The 15,803-nt window shown below is 37.5% G+C and carries 12 protein-coding genes; 4 read left to right on the top strand and 8 right to left on the bottom strand.

Annotated elements, in window-relative coordinates:
• Positions 1 to 134 precede the first annotated feature (134 nt).
• Genes HMPREF1052_RS06620 through rbsK form a run of 3 tightly spaced genes read right to left on the bottom strand, consistent with a single transcriptional unit; the run spans position 135 to position 3,385 of the window.
• Entirely contained in the window at positions 135 to 1,148 is a 1,014-nt protein-coding gene (locus HMPREF1052_RS06620; RefSeq protein ID WP_005760737.1) for an aldose 1-epimerase family protein, read from the bottom strand.
• A 10-nt stretch (positions 1,149 to 1,158) separates the two neighbouring features.
• Positions 1,159 to 2,454, bottom strand: coding sequence for an L-fucose:H+ symporter permease (gene fucP, locus HMPREF1052_RS06615; RefSeq protein WP_005760823.1), 1,296 nt, complete (start codon positions 2,452 to 2,454; stop codon positions 1,159 to 1,161).
• A 10-nt stretch (positions 2,455 to 2,464) separates the two neighbouring features.
• On the bottom strand, positions 2,465 to 3,385 hold the full coding sequence (rbsK, locus tag HMPREF1052_RS06610) for a ribokinase (RefSeq protein ID WP_005760943.1): 921 nt from the start codon (positions 3,383 to 3,385) through the stop codon (positions 2,465 to 2,467).
• A gap of 169 nt (positions 3,386 to 3,554) precedes the next feature.
• Between rbsK and deoC the strand changes: the two genes are divergently transcribed.
• Positions 3,555 to 4,229 (top strand): deoxyribose-phosphate aldolase, encoded by a 675-nt coding sequence (gene deoC / locus HMPREF1052_RS06605; protein WP_005760726.1) that lies wholly within the window; start codon positions 3,555 to 3,557, stop codon positions 4,227 to 4,229.
• A gap of 20 nt (positions 4,230 to 4,249) precedes the next feature.
• Positions 4,250 to 5,005 (top strand): DNA-binding transcriptional repressor DeoR, encoded by a 756-nt coding sequence (gene deoR / locus HMPREF1052_RS06600; protein WP_005760950.1) that lies wholly within the window; start codon positions 4,250 to 4,252, stop codon positions 5,003 to 5,005.
• Positions 5,006 to 5,207: 202 nt separating this feature from the next.
• Here the strand turns inward: deoR and HMPREF1052_RS06595 are convergent, their stop codons facing one another.
• Both HMPREF1052_RS06595 and HMPREF1052_RS06590 read right to left on the bottom strand, forming a co-directional pair.
• On the bottom strand, positions 5,208 to 5,702 hold the full coding sequence (locus tag HMPREF1052_RS06595; RefSeq protein WP_005760813.1) for a YfbU family protein: 495 nt from the start codon (positions 5,700 to 5,702) through the stop codon (positions 5,208 to 5,210).
• 17 nt (positions 5,703 to 5,719) lie between these two features.
• On the bottom strand, positions 5,720 to 6,466 hold the full coding sequence (locus HMPREF1052_RS06590; RefSeq protein WP_005760863.1) for an MlaA family lipoprotein: 747 nt from the start codon (positions 6,464 to 6,466) through the stop codon (positions 5,720 to 5,722).
• A 384-nt stretch (positions 6,467 to 6,850) separates the two neighbouring features.
• Here HMPREF1052_RS06590 and carA point away from each other — a divergent pair, with 384 nt between their 5' ends.
• On the top strand, positions 6,851 to 7,978 hold the full coding sequence (carA, locus tag HMPREF1052_RS06585; protein WP_005760798.1) for a glutamine-hydrolyzing carbamoyl-phosphate synthase small subunit: 1,128 nt from the start codon (positions 6,851 to 6,853) through the stop codon (positions 7,976 to 7,978).
• 42 nt (positions 7,979 to 8,020) lie between these two features.
• Positions 8,021 to 11,233: a carbamoyl-phosphate synthase large subunit gene (gene carB / locus HMPREF1052_RS06580; protein WP_005760838.1), complete on the top strand. Its 3,213-nt coding sequence runs from the start codon at positions 8,021 to 8,023 to the stop codon at positions 11,231 to 11,233.
• A 91-nt stretch (positions 11,234 to 11,324) separates the two neighbouring features.
• Here carB and HMPREF1052_RS06575 read toward each other — a convergent pair whose 3' ends face one another.
• The 3 genes from HMPREF1052_RS06575 to metF all read right to left on the bottom strand — a co-directional run bounded on the left by HMPREF1052_RS06575 (position 11,325) and on the right by metF (position 15,720).
• On the bottom strand, positions 11,325 to 12,398 hold the full coding sequence (locus tag HMPREF1052_RS06575) for a tartrate dehydrogenase (protein ID WP_005760728.1): 1,074 nt from the start codon (positions 12,396 to 12,398) through the stop codon (positions 11,325 to 11,327).
• A gap of 140 nt (positions 12,399 to 12,538) precedes the next feature.
• Positions 12,539 to 14,812 carry a 5-methyltetrahydropteroyltriglutamate--homocysteine S-methyltransferase gene (metE, locus tag HMPREF1052_RS06570; protein WP_005760947.1) on the bottom strand — a complete coding sequence of 758 codons (2,274 nt, stop codon included), beginning with the start codon at positions 14,810 to 14,812 and terminating at the stop codon, positions 12,539 to 12,541.
• 26 nt (positions 14,813 to 14,838) lie between these two features.
• Complete coding sequence (gene metF, locus HMPREF1052_RS06565) at positions 14,839 to 15,720, bottom strand: methylenetetrahydrofolate reductase (RefSeq protein ID WP_005760906.1); 882 nt, start codon at positions 15,718 to 15,720, stop codon at positions 14,839 to 14,841.
• Positions 15,721 to 15,803 lie beyond the last annotated feature (83 nt).

Here is a 15,803-nt window from a genome sequence, read left to right as displayed (position 1 = left end):
ATGGATTAATGAGTAAAAGAGAATATTGCTGAATGTGTTAATATGATGTCGGATAAGTTATTGATGATATTTAAATCGCGTTAATAATACCGAACCTTAAGGCTCGGTATTATTTTACAGAACAATTGCAGGTATTATTCAATCCCTGTTGTTACACTGAAGCGACGTGTTTCATACGGTTTCATCATTATTAATGAACCCGCTTTTTTAGCCGCTAAATGTCCTTCAGGTCGACAGGTTGCAGGAAGCACAAATGCTCCAACTTGTTGATCTGCATTATATAGAATCCAACGGGTAGCATAATTAAATTCCTGTGATGAGAATGTTGTGAGATAACAATGCCCTTTTGGTGAATGCATACGATATTCAAGCTGTGTTTGATATTGTTGTAGATTATCCATAAAGAAGACGATTTCTGGATTATACATCTCATCGTTTTCTAATGATGAAAGTACATATTTTCCTTGTTTAATTTCCTCATTGAAGGCTAACCATTGCGGTGTTGGTTTCACATGCGCAGGAATGGTTTGGCGTAATTTTACTGCACTATCAGGGATGTTTTGGCTAAAACTTGCACCATGTTCATAGCAATAATTCATATGGCACATATATTGTAATGGCATTTCTACGCTAGCTAAGTTAGTCACTTGCATATTGATATCGAATAATGTGCTGTCTGCTTTCAAAACGACTTCAGGTTTTGCTAGATAATGATCGCCAAAGCCTTTTACATATTCAACTTCACCACTAATAGCAAGACTATTTTCATCAATAATCAGCCATGCCTTATCCATTTGTGCACAAGGCATTTCACCATGCAATGGATGATCATCTTCGGGTGCTGGGCAACCATTACGAATTAAACCTGAATGAAAAGCAAAACAGCCATAGGTATCAACAATAGTTGTACCAATTTTAGGTTCACTATACATGTTTTTCATTTTTAAGGTTTGACCATTGAATTCTGCGTCCCAAATAATTTGTCCGTAGAAAGGTAATACGGTGACGAAGCCTTTACTGTTAATTAGTTTAATAGCTTCAATTCCAGAATTGTATTTAAAACTGACCGCACTAAGTTGGTCATTTTCAAAAATAACACGTTCTTCATGACTAAATTGCTCTTTGCAAAGATAAATAACACTTTTCATCATTTACTCCTTATTTTCCTTCGCTCGTTTCTTTTAATTTTCCATAGAAATAGTAACCAACGTAGGCAAAGCAGAATAATGGCACAATAAAGGCAAGTTGTAATGAACCAATAGTATCAGATACATAGCCATGAATTGCAGGTACAACTGCGGCGCCAATAATTGACATAACGACTACTGCTCCACCGACTTCGCGGTGCTCTTGTGATACGGTTCCTAACACGGAAGCATAAATAGTCGCCCAGCATGGTCCAAATAATACACTAGCAAAAATAGCTGCATAAACAGCAGAGAAATCATGGACAAATGCAGTATAAGCCAAGGTGATCACGCCGAGAATGGAATACCATAATAGAACTAAATCAGATTTAAATTTGGTCATCAGGAAATTAGCAACGAATTTACCTACGAAGAAACCAATAAAGCTATAAATCATGAAGTTAGAGGCATCACGTTCGTTCATATTACTTAAGTTTAAGGCTAGACGAATGGTGAATGACCATACTGCAACTTGCATCCCAACGTATAAGAATTGTGCCACAATCCCTTTTTTGAATTTACTATTAGTGGCTAAATATTTTAAGGTGTCAGTAAATTTGACTTCTTCTTTGCCGGCTTCGGTAATCGCTTTGCATTTTGGATATGAGGTAATGAGGAATAAGAACATCACAGCCAATAATACGAAAATTAAATATTTGTAAGGTTGTAGCGTATGTTCAAGTAGTGACAATTTGAATGCGTGTAATTGTTCAGGATTCATTGTTGCCATTTGTTCATTTAAACTTGCACCTTCTTGGAAGATTAAATATTTACCTAACAAAATGCCCGAAATCGCCCCGACAGGATAGAATGTTTGGCTGATATTTAAGCGTAGTGTAGCGTAATCTTTATGACCAATCATTGAACTATAGGTATTCGCTGAAGTTTCTAAAAAACTTAAACCAATAGCAATAGAGAAAATAGCCGCTAAGAACATTGTATAAGTTGCCATATGTGATGCTGGATAAAACATTGAGCAACCGCCGATATACAAAGTTAATCCGATTAAAATAGCAATCTTATAACTGGTTTTTTTGATGATTAATGAAGCAGGAATAGCAATTAAGAAATAACCACCATAGAATGCACTTTGCACTAAAGCACTAGCAAAATCACTTAATGTAAATACACTTTTGAATTGTGTAATTAATATGTCATTTAAACTTGCAGCGGCCCCCCAAAGAGGGAATAAGCAAGATAATAAAATAAATTGGAAAATTGGTGTCTTATTGAGATAGCCATCGGGCATTTGTTGAATATCTTTCATAATATATTCCTTATTTCATAGATTGTAAGAATTGTTCAAACTGTGCTTTATCTGGATAAGAAGACTGTGTACCTTGTCCTGTTACACTATAAGCAGAATAAGCTGATGCCATAGTCATGGCATGTTTTACATCATTGGTCGCAATGTAATAATGTGCAAAGCACCCAATAAAGGCATCACCTGCACCACTAGTATCAATAGCATTCACTTTATAAGGTTTAATATGAGTCATTTGTGTATCATGAAACCATACAGAACCTTTTTCACCTAAAGTGACGATCAAATTTTTCAAACCTTTATTAAACAAACTATTTGCAGCGTCTTGAATTTGCTCCATGGTATCTACTGGCATACCTGTTAAAATTTCAAGTTCAGTTTCATTTGGCATAAAGAAATCGCATTTGCATGCGTAGTTAATATCTAGATCTTTACGGGCTGGAGCTGGGTTTAGAATGACAGGAATATGATGTTTCTTGGCAAAATCAATGGCGTAGTAAACAGTTTCCAATGGAATCTCTAATTGCAAAATAAAAAGTTTGCAATGTTTTAATTTTTCTTCTGCTCGATCAATATCTGCTGGTTTTAAATATTCATTTGCGCCTTTAATGATCAAAATACGATTTTGTGATGATTTATCCACAAAAATCGGTGCGACACCACTAGAAACGCCTTCCACTTTTTCCACAAATTCTGTATTTACTCGGAATTTCTGGAAATTATGAATGGTGTTATCGGCAAATACATCATTACCTACTTTTGTCATCATCATGACAGAGGTACCTAATTTTGCAGCCGCTATAGCTTGATTGGCACCTTTACCACCACAACCCATTTTAAAATCAGGGGCCTCTAAGGTTTCTCCCATTTTTGGCATATCATTAATATAAGCGATTAAATCAACCATATTGGAACCAATTACCGCAATATCCATATATATCTCCTAAAATAATAGTGTTAAAATTGCAACATATTTGACTTAATCAAGTGTATAATACTTAAAATGTTAAAAAAGTGACAAAAGTCACAGTTTTAAATTTTTTTTAATGTATGATATAAAAAAGTTAAAATAATCACATTTTCTGAGATAGGAGAGATTTATTATGAAAGGAAATGAAATAGCAAAATTTATTGATCACACTGCATTAACCGCAGAAAAAACAGAACAAGACATTCTTCAATTATGTGATGAAGCAATTGAAAATGGTTTTTGGTCTGTATGTATCAATTCAGGTTATATTCCATTAGCAAAACAAAAATTAACAGGTTCCAATGTAAAAATTTGTACTGTAGTCGGTTTTCCACTTGGTGCAAATTTATCTTCTGTAAAAGCGTTTGAAGCTAAAGAGGCGATCAAAGCTGGTGCTGAAGAAGTGGATATGGTGATTAATGTTGGTCTTATTAAATCAGCACAATGGGAAAAAGTTGAAGCGGATATTAAAATCGTTTTAGAAGCTTGTCAAGGTGGATTATTAAAAGTTATTTTAGAAACTTGCTTACTTAGCAAAGAAGAAATTGTTAAAGCTTGTGAAATTTGTCGTGATTTAAATGTAGGTTTTGTCAAAACCTCAACAGGCTTTAATAAAGGCGGTGCAACCGTTGAAGATATTGCTTTAATGCGTAAAACTGTAGGTGCTAATATTGGTGTGAAAGCATCGGGTGGTGTACGTGATACAGAAACTGCTCTTGCGATGATTAATGCGGGTGCAAGTAGAATTGGTGCAAGTGCAGGTATTGCCATTATTAAAGGTTTGAAGGACAATAATAGCACTTATTAATTACCATCAATGAGCCTGTTATGGACACTAAAGTACAATCACGCATTCATAAATTAGAATTTTTACTCAAACAGATGGATAAAATTCATCTGCGAGATGCCGCTGATATTTTGAATGTGTCGGAGATGACTATTCGTCGTGATTTGAATACCAATACAGGCTCAATTGTTTTACTTGGTGGCTATATCGTGAAAGATCCGCAAAAAAGTAACGAGAATGGCTACCAAATCTTTGAACAAGAAACTAAACATATTGCGGAAAAAATGCACATCGGGCGTCTTGGTGCGGAGTTAGTCGAGGAAGGTGATGTGGTTTTTTTTGATTGTGGTTCGACTATCCCATTTATTGCCTCTCAAATTGATTCTTCCATAAAATTTACCGCACTTTGTTGCTCAATTAATACCTTTATGGTGCTACAGGAAAAGCCAAATTGTGATGTGATTTTATGTGGTGGTAAATATTCACGTCATAATTCTTTTCTTAATTCTATTCAAGTACATAATGAACTTGAGGCAATTTGTACAACAAAAGCATTTATTTCTGCCGCAGGTGTTGATGCCAAGCGAGGTGTTAGTTGCTTTAATTTTGATGAAGTTAAAACGAAGCAACGTGCAATGGCAAAAACCCAGCAAGCCATTTTAGTGTTTGATCATTTTAAAGTGAATAAAGTACGACAAGCTTATATTGGTGAATTATGTGAATTTGATCTTATTGTGACAGATCAACTTTTACCAACTGAATTTGAAGGAAAAATTCCTCAGATTAAGCAAAACTAATTTTTAAATTGCATTTTATATTTATCGTAAAAGTTATTGGCATAGTTGGGTCATTTATTTTATTAATTCCAACGGCATAAAATATTGTATTCAGACTGATTCAAGGCTTGAGAATACTAAAACTGCGGTGCTATTTGAGAAAATTTTTCAATATGATACCGCACTTTAGATTCAGTAAAGTGCGGTGATAGTTTAGAAAATTTTAGGCATTAAGAATATTTTGAATTTTAACCAGGCTCAGATGATATTGGTGTGGACATTGTTTCCATAAATGAAGCATTCTATGGTATTTTTCACACATAGGTGTTTGTGAATCACAACCATGTTCACATTGCATAAATGCTTGGTATTTTCCTTCGATGTTGGTAAGAAAACGCAAATAATTAAGATATTTTTTTTCACGGATTGCATCATAGCCGACAAATTGTAAGCGATGAGCTGAAAGTGCCGTTTTCTCTGTAAGATTTTCATAGGAAATTTGTAGAGCATGATACATTTCAAGAGTATCTAATACACTACGGCATTCTGCTTCAGTCATATTCAGAAAGGCGTTATCTAATTCTTTAAGTTCTAACTCAAATCCCCCTTTTACAATCATTTCGAGGCGTTCGTATTGGGTTGCATGCGTTGGATCTAATAAGCCCATTAACTTATATTGATTAGCAAGAATTAGACGTTGAGTTGATGTCATTTCCATAATGAATTCCTTAAAAGTTAGTCAATACTTTTTAAATCATCTTGTGATAAACCGGTTTCTTTTGCTTTTACATTTCCATCATTCACACGATATTCTAGGTTTTGATAGTAAGCTTCACGGAATGTAATGTAAGGATCTTGTGCTTGATTCAATAGCTCTTCTTTATCCATGGCTTTAGCTCGAGAATCCACAGTTTTAATCACCGTTGGCACTAATGACCAGGCTCCGCCAACCCATTCCCAGAACGGATAAGTATAGGCTTTATCTACCATTGATCCTGTTAATTCTCGAGGCGTGCTTGCACCATAAACAGGTAACATGACATAAACCCCAGGATCCACACCATAGCTGCCTAAAGTGTCACCAAAAGTGCGATTATTTTCAATTTTTAATGGATCACTATAACTCGCCCAATCAATAAGCCCTGCTAAACCAAAAGTAGAGTTAATAATAAAACGGTTAAAATGCACAAATGCTTTTTTGCCTTCACCCTCTAATAAACGGTTTACAAAGCTTACTGGCTCATCTAAATTTTTTGCCGCATTACTTAAACCTGTTGTTAATGGCGTAGGTAATGCGTTCCAGCCTTTAGCGGCAGGTTTTAATAGATAAGGGTCTAATACGTTATAGTTGAAACCCCACATAGTGCGGTTAAATCCTTCAAGTGGGTCTTGACGTTCACCTGTTTGTGCATCAAGGCTGGTACATCCAGTGAGTACCAATGATGCTAGAACAGAAGTCACCAGCAAGTGAGTTTTTTTCATTTTCTTAATCCTAAAATTAGAGGCTAAATAGTTTATAGATAACCACATTGTAAATGAGTTGAGAATAATCTACAAAAGAAATTCTATGTGATTTTTAGTGTGATTAATTATGCAATAAGGCTTAATGCAAAGGGATTTGATATTTACTCAATTTACATAAATAGCTTCAATATGATTCACTATAAAAAATACTTGTATATTTAATATATTTATGCAATATTTATGAATAAATATTTAATTTGGTAAATTTCATAATAAGAAAAATCTAGTATTTTTTATTCGGCACCTGCCATTTCAGTTTAATCTGCGGTGAGTTTTTTTGAAATTTATAATGAATAAATATTGTTCCATACTCAATGATTAGCAATAAAGAGGTGATAGTTTATGTCTAAATCTGCAATTCTTGTGTTGGCCGATGGTAGTGTTTTTTATGGCACCTCTGTTGGTGCTAAAGGTCAAGCTATTGGTGAGGTAGTTTTCAATACAGCAATGACAGGCTACCAAGAGGTGTTAACAGATCCTTCCTATTTTCAACAAATTATTACCTTAACCTATCCACATATTGGTAACACAGGGACCAATGAGGAGGATGTTGAATCTAATGCTGTATATGCTGCAGGTTTAATTATTCGAGATTTACCATTGACTCATAGTAATTTCCGTGCAAAACAAAGCCTATCCGAATATTTAAAAGCCAATAATGTTGTCGCCATTGCGGATATTGATACTCGTCGTTTAACCCGTTTATTGCGCGATAAAGGTGCGATGGCAGGTTGTATTATGACGGGTGAAATTGACGAGAAAAAAGCCCTCGAACTTGCCTTAGCTTTTGGTTCTATGGCGGGAAAAGATTTAGCCCAAGTAGTAACCACAAAAGTTCCTTATCAATGGACACAAGGTGAATGGAAATTAGGGCAAGGTTATGTGGAAGCTAGTCAGCCAGAATTTAATATTGTTGCCTATGATTTCGGAGTAAAACGCAATATTTTGCGTATGCTTGCTGAACGCGGTTGCAATATTACTGTTGTTCCAGCTAAAACACCAGCTAAAGAGGTGCTAGCACTGAATCCAGACGGTATTTTCCTTTCAAATGGACCTGGCGATCCAGAACCCTGCGATTATGCCATTAATGCTATTAAAGAAATTCTTGTTACTAAGAAGCCTGTATTTGGTATTTGTTTAGGACACCAACTTTTAGGTTTGGCGAGCGGTGGCAAAACCAAAAAAATGGCATTTGGTCATCATGGTGCTAATCATCCAGTACAAGATTTAGATAACCAAAAAGTGATGATTACTAGCCAAAACCACGGTTTTGAAGTAGACGAGTATAGCTTGCCTGCCAATGTGCGTGTAACACACCGTTCATTATTCGACCATTCTGTGCAAGGTATTGAACTTACCGAGCAAGTAGCATACTCCTTCCAAGGTCACCCAGAAGCCAGCCCAGGGCCGCATGATGTAGCTTATTTATTTGATAAATTTATTGAAGCGATGAGAACGGCTAAAGCCTAAAAGTGCGGTCTATTTTAAAAAAATTTTCATGAGAAAGATAAAATGCCAAAACGTAACGACATAAACACAATCCTCATTATTGGCGCTGGTCCGATTGTAATCGGTCAGGCTTGTGAATTTGACTATTCAGGCGCACAGGCGTGTAAAGCCTTGCGTGAAGAAGGGTATAAAGTGGTATTGGTGAACTCCAACCCAGCCACTATTATGACTGACCAGAATATGGCGGATGTGACTTACATTGAGCCGATTCAATGGCAAACCGTAGAAAAAATTATTGAGAAAGAACGTCCAGATGCCATTTTACCGACTATGGGCGGTCAAACGGCATTGAACTGTGCATTAGATCTATCCAAACATGGCGTGTTGAAAAAATACAAGGTGGAATTGATCGGTGCTACAGAGGATGCCATTGACAAAGCAGAAGATCGCGGTCGTTTCAAAGAAGCCATGGCGAAAATTGGTTTAAATACGCCAAAATCTTTTGTATGTCACAGCTTTGAAGAAGCTTGGGTTGCTCAAGTGGAAGTGGGTTTTCCAACTTTAATTCGTCCATCATTTACCATGGGCGGTTCTGGTGGTGGAATTGCCTATAATCGTGATGAATTTCAAGCGATTTGTGAACGTGGTTTCGAAGCTTCGCCAACTCATGAATTACTCATTGAGCAATCTGTATTAGGTTGGAAAGAATATGAAATGGAAGTGGTGCGTGACAAAGTAGATAATTGTATTATCGTGTGTTCCATTGAAAACTTTGACCCAATGGGCGTGCATACGGGCGACTCTATTACAGTCGCACCAGCGCAAACTTTAACGGATAAAGAATACCAAATCATGCGTAACGCATCCCTTGCGGTATTGCGTGAAATTGGTGTGGATACTGGTGGTTCAAACGTACAATTTGCGATTAACCCAGAAAATGGCGAAATGATCGTGATTGAGATGAATCCTCGTGTAAGTCGCTCTTCAGCATTAGCCTCAAAAGCAACAGGTTTCCCAATTGCTAAGGTCGCCGCAAAATTAGCCGTAGGTTATACCTTAAATGAATTACGTAACGATATTACTGGAGGGTTAATTCCTGCCTCATTTGAACCTTCAATTGACTATGTGGTGACTAAAGTGCCACGTTTTGCTTTTGAAAAATTCCCAAAAGCAGATGATCGTTTAACGACTCAAATGAAATCTGTGGGTGAAGTGATGGCGATGGGGCGTACCTTCCAAGAATCTATCCAAAAAGCCCTACGTGGTTTGGAAACAGGTATCTGTGGTTTTAATTTAAAAACTGAAGATATGGAAAAATTACGCCACGAAATTTCCAATCCTGGTCCTGAACGGTTGCTTTATGTGGCAGATGCTTTTGGTATTGGTTGGTCATTAGAAGAAGTACATCATTACAGTAAAATTGACCCTTGGTTCTTAATCCAAATTCAAGATTTAGTGCTAGAAGAACTTGCTCTTGAGAAGAAAACCCTTGCCGATTTAAGCCGTGATGAAATTTATCGTTTAAAACGTAAAGGTTTTTCTGATAAACGTATTGCACAGCTCGTAAAATCTGATGAAACTTCAGTGCGTAGCTTGCGTAATGCGTTTAATATTCATCCGGTCTATAAACGTGTAGATACTTGTGCGGGTGAATTTAAATCGGATACGGCTTACTTATATTCAACTTATGAAGAAGAATGTGAAGCTAATCCAACCAATCGCAAAAAAGTGATGATTTTAGGTGGTGGTCCAAACCGTATTGGACAAGGTATTGAATTTGACTACTGCTGTGTACATGCCGCACTTGCTTTGCGTGAAAGTGGGTTTGAAACCATTATGGTGAACTGCAATCCAGAAACCGTTTCTACTGATTTTGATACTTCTGATCGTTTGTATTTCGAACCCTTAACCTTGGAAGATGTGTTAGAAATTATTCACGTAGAGCAACCTTGGGGCGTGATCGTGCATTATGGCGGTCAAACCCCATTAAAATTAGCTAACGCTTTGCATGCTAATGGCGTAAATGTTATTGGGACTTCCGCAGATAGCATTGATGCAGCAGAAGACCGTGAACGCTTCCAAAAAATCCTCAATGATTTGCAATTAAAACAACCTGCAAACCGCACTGCACGTAATGCACAAGAGGCAGTTGGTTTAGCAAATGAAGTGGGTTATCCATTGGTGGTGCGTCCATCTTATGTACTCGGTGGTCGGGCAATGCAAATTGTGTATAACGATGAAGAGTTGAATCGTTATATGCGGGAAGCTGTATCTGTTTCCAATGATAGCCCAATTTTGCTTGATCACTTCTTAAATAATGCTATTGAAGTGGATGTAGACTGTATTTGCGACGGTGAACAAGTGATTATCGGTGGCATTATGCAACATATTGAACAGGCAGGGATTCACTCAGGTGATTCTGCTTGCTCATTACCGCCATATTCCTTGAGTAAACCAATTCAAGATGAAATTCGTCGTCAAACTGCGGCAATGGCACATGCACTAAATGTTGTTGGTTTAATGAACGTTCAGTTTGCTGTACAAAAAAATGTGATTTATGTGCTTGAAGTGAATCCTCGTGCCAGCCGTACCGTGCCATTTGTAAGCAAAGCCACCAGCCAACCATTGGCGAAAATCGCAACACGAGTGATGGCGGGTATGAGCTTAAAAGAACAAGGCATTCAAGGAGAAGTGGTTCCAAAAGGTTTCTTTGCGGTGAAAGAAGCGGTATTTCCATTTATTAAATTCCCTGGCGTGGACACCATTTTAGGACCTGAAATGCGTTCAACAGGGGAAGTTATGGGCATCGGTAAAACTTTTGCCGAAGCGTTCTTGAAAGCTCAAATTGGTGCAGGTGAACGCATTCCGCGCACAGGCAAAGTGTTTGTTTCTGTAGATAACGATGATAAACCACGTTTATTACCAATTGTGAAACGCTTGCAAGAACAAGGTTATGGCTTGTGTGCGACTTTCGGTACCGCAAAATTCTTACATGAACATGGCATTACTGTACAAACCGTGAATAAAGTGCGTGAAGGCAGACCGCACATTGTTGATGCAATTAAGAATAATGAAATTGCACTCATTATCAATACGGTGGGAGGCATATCAGAAAGTGTAGCAGATAGTGCATCAATCCGAGCAAATGCGTTGAAACAAGGCTTGCCAATTTATACAACGATAGCCAGTGCTGATGCGATTAGTTTAAGTGTAGCAAATTTGCATATGCACGAGGTTTGTTCATTACAAAACTTACATGCGATCTTGGCCGTATGAGTTCAGCTAAATAAAAAGTGCGGTTAGAATTTTAAAAATTTTAACCGCACTTTTGGGGTGAGAAACTGGTACGAAAGCTGTCTAGGTGAAATTATTTAGCATAATGGTCAATCAGATATTTCACAATAGCATCACCGACTTGTGCCGTTTTTGCATTGCCACCTAAATCTGGGGTAAGTGTAGTTTTTTCTACCAGTAAATATTCAATCGCTTCAATTAAGTGCTTTGCCCATTGCTTATGCCCAAAGAATTCCAGTAATTGACTCGCTGACCACAGAGTGGCTAATGGGTTGGCAAGTTGTTTACCGGCAATATCTGGCGCCGAACCATGAATAGGTTCGAACATAGATGGATATTGTCGTTCAGGATTTAAATTTGCTCCGGCGGCTAATCCCATACCACCAGAAATTGCGGCACCTAAATCAGTGAGAATATCGCCAAATAAGTTACTGGTGACAACCACTTCAAAACGTTCAGGATGCGTTACCATTAACATCGCTGCGGCATCGACTAAATAGGTTGTAGTTTTTACATCAGGGTAATCTGCTTTTACTTCATTAAAGATTTGATCCCAGAAAACCATGGAATAGTTTAAGGCATTGGATTTGCTAATGCTGGTAACTGATTTATTTTGTTTACGAGCTAATTCAAAAGCATAGCGAATAATGCGTTCACAACCTACTCGAGAAAATACGCTATCTTGAATCACCACTTCATGTGGTTTATTTTTGAATAACCAACTTCCTGTGCCTGAATATTCCCCTTCACTGTTTTCACGAATGAAGATCATATCAATGTCTTTTTCAGTTTTCCCTTTAATGGGACAAGGCGCACCCTTTAATAATTTAACGGGGCGAACATTTACATATTGTTCAAAGTTTTTACGAATAGCTAATAACAACCCCCAAAGTGAAATATGGTCTGGTACGCCAGGATAACCTACAGCACCTAAAAAAATGGCATCAAATTGACTCAGTTGTTCAATACCATCATCGTCCATCATTTTGCCAGTTTGAGAATAAAACTCACATCCCCAAGGAAAATGTGTGAAGTCGAATTGAATGTTTGAATCCAGTTGAGAAATGCAGTTGAGTACTTTGACACCTTCAGTGAGCACTTCAGGTCCGATTCCATCACCTGCGATAACCGCAATTTTGTGTGCCATAGTCGGGCTCCTTATGTAAATTGATAACTCATAGTACTGCGAATAAGTTAGTTGGGCAAAAGGTTTGTTGCAAAAGTGCGGTATGATTTTAGAAAATTTTATATGAATGAAAAAGGCACGTATTGCTACGTGCCTAAGGTTTAATTTGTTAGTTCTTGTCTAAGTTGTTTAGTAACTTTCACCATGACTTTTAATGCTTCAATGGTTTCTGACCAACCTCGAGTTTTTAAACCACAATCTGGGTTTACCCATAAACGTTCCGCAGGAATCACTTTTAATGCTTTACGTAACAGGTGTTCAATTTCATCGGCAGTCGGTATACGAGGGCTATGAATATCATAAACACCAGGACCAATATCATTAGGATAATGAAAATCTGCAAAAGCATTGAGTAATTCCATATCCGAACGTGAGGTTTCGATAGTGATGACATCGGCATCTAGAGCTGCAATAGCAGGCAAAATATCATTAAACTCGGAATAACACATATGAGTGTGAATTTGGGTACTATCTTCACAGCCAGATGAGGCAAGACGGAAAGCCTCCCCAGCCCATTGTAGATATTGTCGCCAATCAGCACGTTTTAGAGGTAAGCCTTCACGAATTGCTGGTTCGTCAATTTGAATCACTTTAATACCTGCTTTTTCTAGATCTAATACTTCATCATTTAAGGCTAAAGCAATTTGTTTGCACACTGTAGCACGGCTAATATCATTACGTACAAATGACCATTGTAAAATTGTCACAGGCCCTGTGAGCATCCCTTTCATTGGACGATTCGTGAGGCTCTGTGCATATTGCGACCAAGCTACAGTCATCGGTTGAGAACGCTGTACATCACCATAAATAATCGGTGGTTTTATGCAACGAGAACCATAACTTTGTACCCAGCCGAATTTGGTGAAAGCAAAGCCTTCTAATAATTCACCGAAATATTCCACCATGTCATTTCGTTCAGGTTCACCATGCACTAATACATCAAGATCTAATTCTTCTTGTGCTTTTACTACTAGCGCAATTTCTTTTTTCATTGCAGCTTCATATTCACTAACAGAAATTTCTCCTTTTTTGAATTTAGCCCGAGCCTGACGAATATTTAAGGTTTGTGGGAATGAACCGATAGTGGTTGTTGGTAAATTCGGCAATTGTAACCAAGCCTGCTGTGCTTTAATTCGTTGTTGATAAGGTGATTTTCGTTGATCAGCATTTTCGGGTAAATTTGCAAGTCGTTCTGCAACCTCACAACGATGAATTAACTGGCTATGAGTACGAGCTTCAGCAGCACATTGGCTTTCGTTTAGTTCGGTTTGAACTCTGCTGGGGCTTTCCACTAAGGCTTTTTTCAAAATGCTCAATTCTTGTACTTTTTGCAATCCGAAAGCGAGCCATTGGTATAGTTCAGGTTGTTTTTCCTGTAGCTGCGTTTCTATTGATAAATCATACGGGCAATGAAGCAAAGAACAGGAGCTAGAAATCCATAAACGTTCGCCTAATAATGCTTTAGCATCTTGTAAATGATCCAATATATGTGGCAGATTTGTTCGCCAGATATTACGACCATCAATAACACCAAGGGAAAGGATTTTTGGGTAATCCGCAAAAGCACTAAATTGTTTATGATCTCTAACTAAATCAATATGCAATCCTTCTACAGGTAAACTTTTTAGCAGTGGTGCATGTTCTGCAACTGAACCAAAGTAAGTAGCAAAAATTTTATTAATTTTGACCGCACTTAATTGTGCATAGGCGGTTTTATAAGCCTGTAACCATTCTGCGGGTAAATCTTGAGTGAGTGCTGGTTCATCCAATTGCACCCATTGTACACCTGCTTGGAGGAAAGCATTTAATAAACTTTCATATACAGGTAATAGTTTATTTAATAAATCAAGACGATTAAAAGTCGCACCTTTTTCCTTGCCTAGCCATAGAAATGTGATAGGCCCGACTAATGTTGGTTTGACTTGATAACCAAGCTGTTGAGCTTCGTGAATTTGCTCAAGGTAATGGTTTGGATTCGCTTTAAATTGAGTGTCCGCATAGAATTCAGGGACTAAATAATGATAGTTAGTATCGAACCATTTGGTCATTTCAATGGCAAATTGTTGCTGATTGCCTCGGGCTAGTTGGAAGTATTGATCTAAACTAAGTTGTTGGCTATCGAAACCAAAACGACCAGGAATCGCACCCGTAGCCACTTGTAAATCAAGCATATGATCATAAAAACTGAAGTCACCGACAGTAACAAAATTTGCATTAGCTTGAGCTTGATGATACCAATTTTTCTCACGGATACTTTTTGCCACATAGCGTAAATCTTGTTCCGATAATTCTTTACGCCAATAACGTTCTTGCGCAAATTTAAGTTCGCGTTTTGCTCCCACTCTAGGGAAACCTAGAAAATGTAATGTAGTCATTGTTTTTCCTCTATAAATATAATCAATTAATGTGGGCGAACACCTAAGGTATGACAAATAGCATAGGTTAATTCACTACGGTTTAAGGTGTAAAAATGAAAGTCTTTAACGCCTTCTCGGGACAGAACCTTCACCATATCAATGGCAATACTTGCTGCGACTAAATTTCGTGTTGCAGGGTCGTTATCTAAACCCTCATACATTTTTGCAAGCCAATGGGGAATTCTGACATTAGTGGATTTCGCCATTTTGCCTAGTTGTTTAAAGTTAGTCACAGGTAAAATGCCTGGCACAATTTCAGCATCAATGCCAATGGTTACACAGCGATCACGAAAGCGTAGATAACTTTCTACATCAAAGAAAAATTGGGTAATAACATGATTCGCACCCGCATCAATTTTTCGTTTGAGATTGATTAAATCTGCTTGTGCGGATTTTGCATCAGGATGTACCTCTGGATAAGCAGCCACCGAAATATCAAAATCGGCAACAGAACGTAATAGCGCCACCAGATCTGCTGCATAAAAGGATTTTTTCTGATAGCCAGAGGGTTCATCACCACGTAATGCGACAATGTGACGAATCCCATTATTCCAATAATCTTGAGCAATTTCTTTTAACTGTTCTGGACTTGCATCAATACCTGTTAAATGGGGAGCCGCTTCAATTCCTGCTTGTTGCTTAATGGATTTCACCACTTGATGAGTACGTTCTCGTTCTCCTGAATTTGCGCCATAGGTAACAGAAACAAATTTCGGTGATAAGGTTTTTAACCGATGAATTGAATTCCACAATAGTGTTTCCATTTCTGCATTTTTAGGTGGAAAGAATTCAAATGAAACATTAATATTGCCGTTTAGTTCAGAAATACATTGATTAAGAGTATTAATTTCCTTTGCATAACTCATTGAGGACCTCCATAGCGAATCAATGGTTATACAATAAGATGAACTTTATTATGCGTCAAATTCAACTTTTTCAAGTTTATTAT

Source organism: Pasteurella bettyae CCUG 2042 (genome assembly GCF_000262245.1).
GTDB classification, from domain to species: Bacteria; Pseudomonadota; Gammaproteobacteria; order Enterobacterales; family Pasteurellaceae; genus Basfia; species Basfia bettyae.
The sequence above is the reverse complement of the archived record's forward strand: the minus strand, read 5'-3'. Positions and strand labels throughout refer to the sequence as shown.

Bases quoted from the DNA above. Each gene is read 5' to 3' on its own strand.
- HMPREF1052_RS06575 (WP_005760728.1), bottom strand. From the start codon at position 12,398: ATGGCACACAAAATTGCGGTTATCGCAGGTGATGGAATCGGACCTGAA.
- metE (WP_005760947.1), bottom strand. From the start codon at position 14,812: ATGACTACATTACATTTTCTAGGTTTCCCTAGAGTGGGAGCAAAACGC.
- HMPREF1052_RS06595 (WP_005760813.1), bottom strand. From the start codon at position 5,702: ATGGAAATGACATCAACTCAACGTCTAATTCTTGCTAATCAATATAAG.
- metF (WP_005760906.1), bottom strand. From the start codon at position 15,720: ATGAGTTATGCAAAGGAAATTAATACTCTTAATCAATGTATTTCTGAA.
- carB (WP_005760838.1), top strand. From the start codon at position 8,021: ATGCCAAAACGTAACGACATAAACACAATCCTCATTATTGGCGCTGGT.
- carA (WP_005760798.1), top strand. From the start codon at position 6,851: ATGTCTAAATCTGCAATTCTTGTGTTGGCCGATGGTAGTGTTTTTTAT.
- deoC (WP_005760726.1), top strand. From the start codon at position 3,555: ATGAAAGGAAATGAAATAGCAAAATTTATTGATCACACTGCATTAACC.
- rbsK (WP_005760943.1), bottom strand. From the start codon at position 3,385: ATGGATATTGCGGTAATTGGTTCCAATATGGTTGATTTAATCGCTTAT.
- HMPREF1052_RS06590 (WP_005760863.1), bottom strand. From the start codon at position 6,466: ATGAAAAAAACTCACTTGCTGGTGACTTCTGTTCTAGCATCATTGGTA.
- deoR (WP_005760950.1), top strand. From the start codon at position 4,250: ATGGACACTAAAGTACAATCACGCATTCATAAATTAGAATTTTTACTC.
- HMPREF1052_RS06620 (WP_005760737.1), bottom strand. From the start codon at position 1,148: ATGAAAAGTGTTATTTATCTTTGCAAAGAGCAATTTAGTCATGAAGAA.
- fucP (WP_005760823.1), bottom strand. From the start codon at position 2,454: ATGAAAGATATTCAACAAATGCCCGATGGCTATCTCAATAAGACACCA.